This window comes from Citrobacter sp. RHBSTW-01013 (genome assembly GCF_013781985.1).
In the GTDB taxonomy this organism is placed as follows: Bacteria; Pseudomonadota; Gammaproteobacteria; order Enterobacterales; family Enterobacteriaceae; genus Citrobacter; species Citrobacter braakii.
The window spans coordinates 4,599,436-4,611,966 of sequence record NZ_CP056185.1 but is presented as its reverse complement, the minus strand read 5'-3'; the positions used below and the strand labels follow the sequence as shown (position 1 = coordinate 4,611,966).

Annotated in this window: 12 protein-coding genes; 10 read left to right on the top strand and 2 right to left on the bottom strand. The window is 52.8% G+C overall.

Annotated features, from left to right (window positions below; all coding sequences use genetic code 11):
* Positions 1–84 precede the first annotated feature (84 nt).
* The 10 genes from hfq to HV350_RS22030 all read left to right on the top strand — a co-directional run bounded on the left by hfq (position 85) and on the right by HV350_RS22030 (position 11,576).
* Positions 85–393, top strand: a complete 309-nt coding sequence (hfq, locus tag HV350_RS22075; RefSeq protein ID WP_003025584.1) for an RNA chaperone Hfq — start codon at positions 85–87, stop codon at positions 391–393.
* A 74-nt stretch (positions 394–467) separates the two neighbouring features.
* Positions 468–1,748, top strand: coding sequence for a ribosome rescue GTPase HflX (gene hflX / locus HV350_RS22070; RefSeq protein WP_016151415.1), 1,281 nt, complete (start codon positions 468–470; stop codon positions 1,746–1,748).
* A 189-nt stretch (positions 1,749–1,937) separates the two neighbouring features.
* Positions 1,938–3,191, top strand: a complete 1,254-nt coding sequence (gene hflK / locus HV350_RS22065; RefSeq protein ID WP_016151416.1) for an FtsH protease activity modulator HflK — start codon at positions 1,938–1,940, stop codon at positions 3,189–3,191.
* Positions 3,192–3,193: 2 nt separating this feature from the next.
* Complete coding sequence (gene hflC / locus HV350_RS22060; RefSeq protein WP_016155510.1) at positions 3,194–4,198, top strand: protease modulator HflC; 1,005 nt, start codon at positions 3,194–3,196, stop codon at positions 4,196–4,198.
* An 82-nt stretch (positions 4,199–4,280) separates the two neighbouring features.
* Positions 4,281–4,478 (top strand): DUF2065 family protein, encoded by a 198-nt coding sequence (locus HV350_RS22055; RefSeq protein WP_019078201.1) that lies wholly within the window; start codon positions 4,281–4,283, stop codon positions 4,476–4,478.
* Between the two features lie 102 nt (positions 4,479–4,580).
* Positions 4,581–5,879 (top strand): adenylosuccinate synthase, encoded by a 1,299-nt coding sequence (gene purA / locus HV350_RS22050; RefSeq protein WP_003025606.1) that lies wholly within the window; start codon positions 4,581–4,583, stop codon positions 5,877–5,879.
* Positions 5,880–6,095: 216 nt separating this feature from the next.
* Positions 6,096–6,521: a nitric oxide-sensing transcriptional repressor NsrR gene (nsrR, locus tag HV350_RS22045; protein WP_181629322.1), complete on the top strand. Its 426-nt coding sequence runs from the start codon at positions 6,096–6,098 to the stop codon at positions 6,519–6,521.
* Positions 6,522–6,559: 38 nt separating this feature from the next.
* The gene (gene rnr / locus HV350_RS22040) at positions 6,560–9,022 is read left to right on the top strand and encodes a ribonuclease R (protein ID WP_019078203.1); all 2,463 of its coding nucleotides are present in this window, start codon (positions 6,560–6,562) and stop codon (positions 9,020–9,022) included.
* Between the two features lie 70 nt (positions 9,023–9,092).
* Positions 9,093–9,824: a 23S rRNA (guanosine(2251)-2'-O)-methyltransferase RlmB gene (rlmB, locus tag HV350_RS22035; RefSeq protein ID WP_003830482.1), complete on the top strand. Its 732-nt coding sequence runs from the start codon at positions 9,093–9,095 to the stop codon at positions 9,822–9,824.
* A gap of 129 nt (positions 9,825–9,953) precedes the next feature.
* Positions 9,954–11,576: an isovaleryl-CoA dehydrogenase gene (locus HV350_RS22030; protein ID WP_181629320.1), complete on the top strand. Its 1,623-nt coding sequence runs from the start codon at positions 9,954–9,956 to the stop codon at positions 11,574–11,576.
* Between the two features lie 85 nt (positions 11,577–11,661).
* On the opposite strand, the gene yjfN is transcribed toward HV350_RS22030, so the two are convergent.
* Both yjfN and bsmA read right to left on the bottom strand, forming a co-directional pair.
* A complete protein-coding gene (gene yjfN, locus HV350_RS22025; RefSeq protein ID WP_016151420.1) occupies positions 11,662–11,937 on the bottom strand; it encodes a DUF1471 family protease activator YjfN in 276 nt (91 codons plus the stop codon).
* Positions 11,938–12,084: 147 nt separating this feature from the next.
* Entirely contained in the window at positions 12,085–12,414 is a 330-nt protein-coding gene (bsmA, locus tag HV350_RS22020) for a biofilm peroxide resistance protein BsmA (RefSeq protein ID WP_029139740.1), read from the bottom strand.
* Between the last annotated feature and the right edge of the window lie 117 nt (positions 12,415–12,531).

Genomic DNA, 12,531 nt, shown 5'->3' with positions numbered 1-12,531 from the left:
ATGTGTACAATTGAAACGTATCGTGCGCAATTTTTCAGAATCGAAAGGTTCAAAGTACAAATAAGCATATAAGGAAAAGAGAGAATGGCTAAGGGGCAATCTTTACAAGATCCGTTCCTGAACGCACTGCGTCGGGAACGTGTTCCAGTTTCTATTTATTTGGTGAATGGTATTAAGCTGCAAGGTCAAATCGAGTCTTTTGATCAGTTCGTGATCCTGTTGAAAAACACGGTCAGCCAGATGGTTTATAAGCACGCGATTTCTACTGTTGTCCCGTCTCGCCCGGTTTCTCATCACAGCAATAATGCCACCGGCGGTACTGGCAGCAACTACCATCACGGTAGCAACGCGCAAGGTTCATCTGCGCAACAGGACAGCGAAGAAACCGAATAAGGTTGTTAGCTGTTTTACACACGGGGAGCCAGCGATCCTGCGTTCCCCGTTGATATATATTAAGGGGTTGACGCTTGTTTGACCGTTATGATGCCGGTGAGCAGGCGGTACTGGTACACATCTATTTTTCGCAAGACAAAGATATGGAAGACCTCCAGGAGTTTGAATCTCTGGTTTCTTCCGCCGGTGTCGAAGCAATGCAGGTGATTACCGGGAGCCGTAAAGCACCGCACCCGAAGTATTTTGTTGGTGAAGGTAAGGCAATCGAAATTGCGGAAGCCGTAAAAGCGACTGGCGCTGCGGTGGTGATTTTTGATCATGCTCTAAGCCCCGCCCAGGAACGTAACCTGGAACAGTTGTGCCAGTGTCTTGTTATCGACAGGACAGGTCTTATTTTAGATATTTTTGCCCAGCGTGCGCGCACCCATGAGGGTAAGTTGCAGGTTGAGCTGGCGCAGTTGCGCCATATGGCTACTCGTCTGGTCCGTGGCTGGACCCACCTTGAAAGGCAAAAGGGCGGGATTGGTTTGCGCGGTCCGGGTGAAACCCAGCTCGAAACCGACCGTCGTTTGCTGCGTAATCGCATTTTGCAAATACAGTCGCGCCTGGAAAAAGTTGAAAAGCAACGTGAGCAGGGGCGACAGTCGCGCAAGAAAGCGGATGTCCCAACCGTATCACTGGTGGGATATACCAACGCCGGAAAATCCACCCTGTTCAACCAGATCACCGAAGCCCGGGTTTACGCAGCGGATCAGCTGTTTGCGACCCTGGACCCAACGCTGCGCCGTATAGACGTAGCGGACGTCGGTGAAACCGTGCTGGCGGATACCGTAGGGTTTATCCGTCATTTGCCGCACGACCTGGTGGCGGCGTTTAAAGCCACCCTGCAGGAAACGCGTCAGGCGACATTGCTGCTGCATGTTATTGATGCTGCAGATTTTCGTGTGCAGGAAAACATCGAGGCCGTCGACACGGTGCTCGAAGAGATCGATGCGCATGAGATCCCGACTCTGCTGGTGATGAATAAAATCGATATGCTGGATGATTTTGAACCACGTATCGACAGAGATGAAGAGAATAAACCCATTCGCGTTTGGGTTTCAGCGCAAACGGGAATAGGTATACCACAGCTTTTTCAGGCTTTGACTGAGCGACTTTCCGGTGAGGTGGCGCAGCATACGTTGCGTTTGCCGCCGCAGGAAGGGCGTCTGAGAAGCCGGTTTTACCAACTTCAGGCAATAGAAAGAGAGTGGATGGAGGAGGACGGCAGCGTGGGTCTGCAGGTTCGTATGCCGATCGTAGACTGGCGTCGCCTCTGTAAACAAGAACCGGCACTGGAAGACTATATTGTCTGACCTGACGGATATGGCCTGAAGATTTTTTCGCCTCTATACCTTGTGGGTTTTGTGCAGCATGAAGGTGGCAAGTCCTGAAATCTTCAGGGGCATAGTTAACTATGTGACTGAGATTAAGGGGCGTAGCCAACGCATCGGCAGCGCAAAATACGCAGGTATAGCATCGCATAACAAATATGGAGCACAAAAATGGCGTGGAATCAGCCCGGTAATAACGGACAAGACCGCGACCCGTGGGGAAGCAGCAAACCTGGCGGCAACCCTGAGGGAAATGGAAACAAAGGTGGTCGCGATCAGGGACCTCCCGATCTGGATGATATCTTCCGCAAACTGAGTAAAAAACTCGGTGGTCTGGGTGGCGGTAAAGGTGCTGGTTCTGGCGGCGGTAGCTCATCGCAAGGCCCGCGTCCGCAATTGGGTGGTCGAGTCTTTACTATCGCAGCGGCAGCTATCGTCATTATCTGGGCGGCCAGCGGTTTCTACACCATTAAAGAAGCGGAACGCGGCGTGGTGACACGCTTCGGTAAATTCAGCCATTTGGTTGAACCGGGTCTGAACTGGAAACCGACCTTTGTCGACGAAGTGACCCCGGTCAACGTGGAAGCCGTGCGTGAACTTGCCGCATCCGGCGTGATGCTGACCTCTGACGAAAACGTCGTACGCGTTGAAATGAACGTGCAGTACCGCGTGACCGATCCGCAGCGTTACCTGTTTAGCGTAACCAGCGCGGATGACAGTCTGCGTCAGGCAACCGACAGCGCCCTGCGTGGGGTTATCGGTAAATACACCATGGACCGTATCCTGACCGAAGGGCGTACCGTTATTCGTAGCGATACCCAGCGTGAACTGGAAGAAACGATCCGTCCGTACAACATGGGTATCACCCTGCTGGACGTCAACTTCCAGGCAGCACGTCCGCCGGAAGAAGTAAAAGCCGCGTTTGACGATGCCATTGCAGCACGTGAAAACGAGCAGCAGTACATCCGTGAAGCAGAAGCGTACACCAACGAAGTTCAGCCACGTGCTAACGGTCAGGCGCAGCGTATTCTGGAAGAAGCGCGTGCTTACAAAACGCGAACCATCCTGGAAGCACAGGGTGAAGTGGCTCGTTTCGCAAAAATTCTGCCGGAATATAAAGCCGCACCGCAAATTACTCGCGAGCGTCTGTATATCGAAACCATGGAAAAAGTGCTGAGCAATACCCGCAAAGTCCTGGTTAACGATAAGGGCAGCAATCTGATGGTTCTGCCGCTGGATCAAATGCTGAAAGGCGGTAGTGCGCCAGCAGCAAAGAGTGACAGCAGTTCAAACCTGCTGCGTCTGCCGCCAGCAACGACGTCCGGCACTGGAGCAAGCAATACCTCGTCCACCAGTCAGGGCGATATTATGGACCAACGCCGCGCGAACGCGCAGCGTAACGACTACCAGCGTCAGGGGGAATAACGATGCGTAAGTCAGTTATTGCGATTATCATCATCGTTCTGGTAGTTCTGTTCATGTCTGTCTTTGTGGTCAAAGAAGGCGAGCGCGGGATTACTCTGCGCTTTGGTAAAGTTCTGCGTGACGATGAAAACAAGCCGCTGGTTGTTGCACCAGGCCTGCACTTCAAGATTCCGTTTATTGAATCTGTGAAGATGCTGGATGCGCGTATTCAGACCATGGACAACCAGGCCGATCGCTTTGTTACCAAAGAGAAGAAAGACCTGATCGTTGACTCCTACATTAAGTGGCGCATCAGTGACTTTAGCCGTTACTACCTGGCAACGGGCGGTGGCGATGTTTCTCAGGCAGAAGTCCTGCTGAAACGTAAGTTCTCTGACCGTCTGCGTTCTGAAATTGGTCGTCTGGACGTGAAAGACATCGTTACCGATTCCCGCGGTCGTCTGACGCTGGAAGTTCGTGATGCGCTGAACTCCGGTTCTGCTGGCACGGAAGATGAAGTCGCGACTCCGGCGGCAGATAGCGCGATTGCCGAAGCTGCTGAGCGTGTTCAGGCTGAAACAAACGGTAAAGTACCGGTCATCAACCCGAACAGTATGGCGGCATTGGGCATCGAAGTGGTTGACGTGCGTATCAAGCAAATCAACCTGCCTGCTGAAGTGTCTGAGGCTATCTACAACCGTATGCGCGCTGAGCGTGAAGCGGTAGCGCGTCGCCATCGTTCACAAGGTCAGGAAGAAGCGGAAAAACTGCGTGCCACGGCGGATTATGAAGTGACTAAAACGCTGGCAGAATCTGAGCGTCAGGGCCGCATCATGCGCGGTGAAGGCGATGCAGAAGCCGCTAAACTGTTTGCCGATGCGTTCAGCCAGGATCCTGACTTCTACGCCTTCATCCGTAGCCTGCGTGCTTACGAGAAGAGCTTCGAAGGCAACCAGGACGTGATGGTCATGAGCCCGGACAGCGATTTCTTCCGCTACATGAAGACACCGAGCACTACGACACGCTAATAAAGTTCCAGCGGTTTTAAACCAGCAAAACCACCGGCATCCCCAGGGATGCGGTGGTTTTCTTTTTATAAAAGGACGATGGATGAATTCAACAATTTTGCTGGCGCTCGCGCTGGTTTTGGTGCTGGAAGGCCTGGGCCCTATGCTTTATCCCCGCGCGTGGAAGAAAATGATTTCCGCAATGGCGCAACTTCCCGAAAATACTTTGCGTCGTTTTGGTGGAGGTCTTGTGGTTGCGGGCGTTGTGGTCTACTACATGTTGAGGAAAACGATTGGCTGATCAATAAGTAGCCTATTTTGCGGATTTTCGCATGCAAAAAGTGCTGTATATCTGAAAAAGCGGTGGTAGAATCCATTTTTAAGCAAACGGTGATTTTGAAAAATGGGTAACAACGTCGTCGTACTGGGCACCCAATGGGGTGACGAAGGTAAAGGGAAGATCGTCGATCTTCTGACTGAACGGGCTAAATATGTTGTGCGCTACCAGGGTGGTCACAACGCAGGCCATACTCTCGTAATCAACGGTGAAAAAACCGTCCTCCATCTTATTCCATCAGGTATTCTTCGCGAGAATGTCATCAGCATCATCGGTAACGGTGTTGTACTGTCTCCGTCCGCGCTGATGAAAGAAATGAAAGGACTGGAAGATCGTGGCATCCCGGTTCGCGAGCGACTGCTGTTGTCTGAAGCTTGTCCGCTGATCCTTGATTATCACGTTGCGTTGGATAATGCTCGTGAGAAAGCGCGTGGCGAGAAAGCGATCGGTACTACCGGTCGTGGCATCGGTCCGGCTTATGAAGACAAAGTAGCTCGTCGCGGTCTGCGCGTTGGCGATCTGTTTGATAAAGCAACCTTCGCTGAAAAACTGAAAGAAGTGATGGAATATCACAACTTCCAGCTGGTGAATTTCTATAAAGTTGAAGCAGTTGACTACCAGAAAGTGCTGGATGATGTGATGGCGATTGCCGACATCCTGACCTCTATGGTTGTTGATGTTTCCGATCTGCTGGACCAGGCGCGTAAGCGCGGCGATTTCGTCATGTTCGAAGGCGCACAGGGTACCCTGCTGGATATCGACCACGGTACCTATCCGTACGTAACGTCTTCCAACACCACCGCAGGTGGCGTGGCTACCGGCTCCGGCCTGGGTCCACGTTATGTGGATTACGTTCTGGGTATTATCAAAGCTTACTCTACACGCGTAGGCGCGGGTCCGTTCCCGACCGAGCTGTTTGATGACGTTGGCGAGTTCCTGTGCAAACAAGGTAACGAGTATGGCGCGACCACCGGTCGTCGTCGTCGCACCGGTTGGCTGGACTCCGTTGCGGTACGCCGTGCAGTACAGATTAACTCCCTGTCTGGCTTCTGCCTGACCAAACTGGACGTACTGGACGGTTTGAAAGAGGTGAAAATCTGTGTCGCTTATCGTATGCCGGATGGCCGTGAAGTAACGACTACCCCGCTGGCTGCAGACGACTGGAAAGGTATCGAGCCGATCTACGAAACCATGCCGGGCTGGTCTGAATCCACCTTCGGGGTGAAGGAACGTAGCGGTCTGCCGCAGGCAGCACTGAACTACATCAAGCGTATTGAAGAACTGACCGGTGTGCCGATTGATATTATCTCAACTGGCCCAGACCGTACTGAAACCATGATCCTGCGCGACCCGTTCGACGCATAATTCTGGTTATAGCGTGGCGTCGAATGGCGCTGCGCTTGCACTATCTTTGGCCGGATGAGGCGCTTTGCATCATAATCCGGCTTAAAATCACGTAAGTTCCTCGCTTTTTTCCTTCCTGAACTGAAATAAATTAGCGACCTGGCTGGTGGCTGGTTTATCATCAATGTAATTAATACCACCAGGTTTATCCGTTTTATCCCTTTTCCTGAGGTTGATGTGCAGTTAACAAGTTTCACCGATTACGGATTACGTGCGCTAATCTACATGGCGTCACTTCCCGAAGGACGTATGACCAGTATTTCTGAGGTGACAGAAGTCTACGGCGTGTCCCGTAATCATATGGTCAAAATAATCAATCAACTTAGCCGTGCGGGCTTCGTTACTGCTATTCGAGGAAAAAATGGCGGTATCCGCCTGGGTAAAGCAGCTAAGGATATTGGTATTGGTGATGTGGTTCGCGAGCTGGAACCACTATCGTTGGTCAATTGTAGCAGCGAGTTTTGCCACATTACCCCAGCCTGTCGACTTAAACAGGCGCTTTCTAAGGCAGTGCAAAGTTTTCTCACGGAACTGGACAACTACACACTTGCTGATTTGGTTGAAGAGAATCAACCGCTTTATAAATTATTGCTGGTGGAGTGACGAAAATCTTCATCAGAGCTGACAATGGAGGAACCTCGATGTCACAAGATCCTTTCCAGGAACGCGAAGCAGAAAAATACGCGAATCCTATCCCGAGCCGGGAATTTATCCTCGAACATTTAACTAAACGTGAAAAACCGGCCAACCGCGATGAGCTGGCCGCTGAACTCAACATTGAAGGTGAAGAGCAGCAAGAAGCGCTGCGTCGCCGCCTGCGCGCCATGGAACGTGACGGGCAACTGGTCTTCACTCGTCGTCAGTGCTATGCGCTGCCGGAGCGTCTTGACCTGCTGAAAGGTACCGTTATTGGCCACCGTGATGGCTACGGCTTTCTGCGCGTTGAAGGCCGCAAAGATGACCTGTACCTGTCCAGCGAGCAGATGAAAACCTGTATTCATGGCGATCAGGTGTTGGCACAGCCGCTGGGCGCGGACCGTAAAGGTCGTCGCGAAGCGCGTATTGTGCGCGTACTGGTGCCGAAAACCAGCCAGATTGTCGGTCGCTACTTCACCGACGCTGGCGTTGGGTTTGTCGTCCCTGACGACAGCCGCCTGAGCTTTGATATCCTGATCCCGCCGGAAGAGGTGATGGGTGCTCGTATGGGCTTTGTGGTCGTGGTTGAGCTGACCCAGCGTCCGACGCGTCGCACTAAAGCGGTGGGTAAAATTGTTGAAGTCCTGGGCGACAACATGGGAACCAGCATGGCCGTTGATATGGCGCTGCGTACTCATGAAATCCCGTATATCTGGCCTCAGGCGGTCGAAAAACAGGTCGCTGGCCTGAAAGAAGAAGTGCCGGAGGAAGCGAAAGCCGGACGTGTCGATCTGCGCTCCCTGCCGCTGGTCACTATCGATGGCGAAGATGCGCGTGACTTCGACGATGCGGTTTACTGCGAGAAGAAACGCGGCGGCGGCTGGCGTTTATGGGTGGCGATTGCTGACGTAAGCTATTACGTTCGCCCGCCGACTCCGCTGGACCAGGAAGCGCGCAGCCGTGGCACATCCGTCTACTTCCCATCGCAGGTTGTTCCGATGCTACCGGAAGTGCTGTCTAACGGATTGTGTTCGCTCAACCCGCAGGTGGACAGGCTGTGTATGGTCTGTGAAATGACCATTTCGTCGAAAGGCCGCTTAACAGGCTTTAAATTCTACGAAGCGGTTATGAGCTCCCATGCGCGTCTGACCTACACCAAGGTCTGGCACATGCTGCAGGGCGATCAGGAACTGCGTGAGCAGTACGCGCCGTTGGTTAAACACATTGAAGAGCTGCATAACCTCTACAAAGTGCTGGATAAAGCGCGTGAAGAGCGTGGCGGTATCTCGTTTGAAAGTGAAGAAGCGAAGTTTATCTTCAATGCTGAACGCCGTATTGAGCGTATTGAGCAGACGCAGCGTAATGACGCGCACAAACTGATTGAAGAGTGCATGATCATGGCGAACATCTCAGCGGCGCGATTCGTTGAGAAAGCCAAAGAGCCGGCACTGTTCCGTATTCACGATAAGCCGACGACCGAAGCGATTAATTCGTTCCGTTCGGTGTTGGCGGAGCTGGGGCTGGAGCTGCCCGGCGGTAATAAACCCGAGCCGCGTGATTACGCTGAACTGCTGGAGTCGATTGCTGACCGTCCTGACGCAGAAATGCTGCAAACTATGCTGCTGCGTTCAATGAAGCAGGCGATTTACGATCCGGAAAACCGCGGTCACTTTGGCCTTGCGTTGCAATCTTATGCACACTTCACCTCGCCGATCCGTCGTTACCCGGATCTCTCCTTGCACCGGGCGATTAAGTATCTGCTGGCGCAGGAGCAGGGCCATAAAGGCAACACCACGGAAACGGGTGGCTACCATTATTCGATGGAAGAGATGCTGCAGCTGGGTCAACACTGTTCGATGGCCGAGCGCCGTGCTGACGAAGCCACACGCGACGTCTCTGACTGGCTGAAGTGCGACTTCATGCTGGATCAGGTAGGTAATGTCTTCAAAGGCGTGATCGCCAGCGTTACCGGGTTTGGTTTCTTCGTCCGTCTTGATGAGCTGTTTATCGACGGTCTGGTGCATGTCTCCTCCCTGGATAACGACTACTATCGTTTTGACCAGGTTGGGCAGCGTCTGACGGGGGAATCCAGCGGTCAAATGTATCGCCTGGGCGATCGCGTGGAAGTTCGCGTGGAAGCGGTCAACATGGACGAGCGTAAAATTGACTTCAGTTTGATCTCCAGCGAACGTGCACCACGCAATGAAGGTAAAACCGCGCGTGAAAGAGCGAAAAAAGGCGATGCGGGTAAAAATACCGGTAAGCGTCGTCAGATGGGCAAAAAAGTGAATTTCGAGCCGGATAGCGCTTTCCGCGGCGAGAAGAAAGGCAGAGCCAAACCTCAGGCGGATAAAAAAACGGCTGAGAAGAAAGGCGATAAAAAAGCGAAAAAACCATCGGCAAAAACGCTTAAAATCGCTGCCGCCACCAAAGCTAAACGCGCGACGAAAAAGAAAGTCGCGCAATAACAGCCATAAACAGTAAGTCGGGCAACCTCGCGTTGCCCGCGTTACGCATAAACTATTAACGAGTACATTCATGAGTGAAATGATTTACGGCATCCATGCGGTGCAGGCTCTGCTGGAACGTGCGCCTGAGCGCTTCCAGGACGTCTTTATTCTCAAAGGTCGTGAAGATAAACGCCTGCTGCCGCTGATCCACGCACTGGAAGCACAGGGTGTTGTCATTCAGCTGGCTAACCGCCAGTTCCTGGATGAGAAAAGCGAGGGTGCGGTACATCAGGGAATTATTGCTCGCGTGAAGCCGGGTCGTCAGTATCAGGAAAACGATCTGCCGGATCTGATTGCTACGCTCGATCAGCCGTTCTTTTTGATCCTCGATGGTGTTACCGATCCGCATAACCTGGGGGCATGCCTGCGTAGCGCCGATGCTGCTGGCGTCCATGCTGTTATCGTACCGAAGGATCGTTCTGCGCAGTTGAATGCAACGGCGAAAAAAGTGGCTTGCGGCGCGGCAGAAAGCGTACCGCTGATCCGTGTGACCAACCTGGCGCGCACTATGCGTATGCTGCAGGAAGAGAATATCTGGATCGTCGGAACCGCAGGTGAAGCTGACCATACTCTCTACCAGAGCAAAATGACCGGACGTCTGGCGCTGGTGATGGGCGCAGAGGGTGAAGGTATGCGTCGTTTGACCCGCGAACACTGTGACGAACTGATCAGCATCCCGATGGCTGGGAGCGTTTCGTCGCTGAATGTTTCAGTTGCGACGGGCATCTGCCTGTTTGAGGCTGTACGCCAGCGCGGCTAAACTATCTCCCTCATTTCTCTCTTCTCTCAAGCCATCCTTCGGGATGGCTTTTTTGTGACCGTTGTCCCATGCGTGCTCCCCTCTGTCTGACCATACTTAAGGTGACGGCCATTGACGGAGGGAGACACAATGCACTGGCAAACGCATACCGTTTTTAACCAACCTGTACCGCTCAATAACAGCAACTTATATCTGTCCGATGGCGCGCTGTGTGAAGCGGTTATCCGTGAAGGCGCTGGCTGGGACAGCGATCTTCTCGCCAGTATTGGTCAGCAACTAGGGACTGCCGAGTCGCTCGAGCTTGGCCGTCTGGCCAATGCTTTTCCACCCGAGTTGTTGCGCTACGACTCGCAGGGTCAGCGGCTGGATGATGTGCGTTTTCATCCTGCCTGGCATTTGCTGATGCAGGGATTGTGCGCCAATCGCGTACATAATCTGGCCTGGGAAGAAGACGCGAGGCAGGGAACATTTGTTGCCCGGGCGGCCCGTTTCATGCTGCATGCGCAGGTGGAAGCGGGCACGTTGTGTCCGGTTACCATGACTTTTGCCGCCACGCCGTTGTTACTTCAGATGTTACCTGCCCCCTTTCACGACTGGTTTACGCCGCTGCTAAGCGACCGTTATGACTCGCATTTACTGCCAGGAGGGCAAAAGCGTGGGTTATTGATCGGCATGGGAATGACCGAGAAGCAGGGGGGGTCAGATGTGCTGAGCAATACCACTCAGGCAGAACGTCTTACAGACGGCTTGTATCGGCTGGTGGGACATAAGTGGTTTTTCTCCGTGCCGCAAAGCGATGCCCATCTGGTGCTGGCTCAGGCAAAGGGAGGTTTATCCTGCTTTTTTGTACCGCGATTTTTACCCGACGGGCAGCGTAATGCTATCCGTCTGGAGCGGCTGAAAGATAAGTTAGGCAATCGCTCCAACGCCAGCTGCGAGGTTGAATTCCATGATGCGATTGGCTGGCTATTGGGTGAAGAAGGGGAAGGTATACGTCATATCCTGAAAATGGGCGGGATGACGCGTTTTGACTGTGCGCTCGGCAGTCATGGCATGATGCGACGTGCTTTTTCCGTCGCGATTTACCATGCGCATCAGCGACAGGTTTTTGGCAAGCCATTGATCGAACAACCGATGATGCGCCAGGTATTAGGTCGGATGGCGCTCCAACTGGAAGGTCAGACGGCGTTACTGTTCCGACTGGCGCGGGCCTGGGACCGTCGCGTTGATGCCAAAGAATCTCTGTGGGCCAGGTTGTTCACACCAGCAGCGAAATTCTCTGTTTGCAAGGCCGGTATGCCGTTTGTTGCAGAGGCGATGGAAGTGCTCGGCGGGATTGGCTACTGCGAGGAGAGTGAATTGCCGCGCCTGTATCGTGAGATGCCGGTAAACAGTATCTGGGAGGGCTCTGGCAACATTATGTGCCTCAATGTATTGCGGGTGCTGACAAAACAACCCAGCATATACGATATGCTCAGCGAAGCCTTTGCTGAGGTAAAAGGGCAAGACCGACATTACGATCGAAGGGTACGTCAACTACAGCAGCGTTTACGTAAACCCAGCGAGGAGTTGGGACGGGAGATTACACAACAGCTTTTCCTGCTCGGTTGCGGGGCGCAGATGTTGCGCTATGCCTCTCCGCCAGTGGCGCAGGCCTGGTGTCAAATGATGCTCGATACGCGTGGTGGACTACGATTGTCCGAGCAGGTGCTGAACGACTTGCTCCTGCGGGCAACGGGGGGATTACGGTAATAATATGCCTGATGGCGACGCTGGTGCGCCTTATCATGCCTACATTCAATGTAGGCCGGATAAGTTTACGCCATCCGGCAATCTGTTAAGCATAGAGTATGGCCTGTACGCGCCAGTTGTCGGGCTGCTGGTCTTCGTACATCTGAATGATCCGATACCATGAGGCACCCTGTTCATCCGCTTTTAACGCGACTACTCGTTCTACATCCTGCGGATTCCCTGCAATGTTACTGACAGATATCAGGCCAATTTCGTTCAGGCCTGTAACGCAGTCAGCACTGGCGAACTCGGCAGACTGCGCCGTAGTACCTACCAGTCCGGCAGAAAGCAGCAGTGAGGATAAGGCAAGTGATTGTTTCATCGTCAGCTCCATTATTCGTACCCCTACACACGGCAGGGCATTCCATCGCGATAATAAACCTCAAGCTTCCTGCTGTTGGTTTATTGTGCACAGGTAAACGCATAGCGGCGCAAAGCAATGTAAAGCTGACTAAATTCCAACCCAATGTTATTTACGATACAAAATAGCCTGTGAATACCATTGGCCTGTCACGATGGTTTCATCCACTAATAAAACCACGTAGTAATCAGCTTTAGCCGCGACGGCTTTGTCACGGATCTCTGCCAGCGCATCATCCGGAGAGCCTCTTACCAGCGCGCTGACCGTTCCTATTCGCTGTAACCCATTACTCTGGTCACGGCGGATCTCCTGCGGGTGGTCGGCAACGGGCGGTGCGGGTTGCGGCGTTCCCTGTAGCACGCTACAGGCGCTTAAAAGCATCACCAGCAATAAAGAGGCAAACCGACGCATAACTCTATCTCGTTTCCTGATAGCCATAGTGTAGTGCCTTATCAATTTCCCTTTAGGGGAATGTTCCCGAAGTGTTATCTCTCACGCGATTTTCGAATGAAAATGTTGCGAAAGCGTAACCCAGTTCTCAACATTATGAATCAT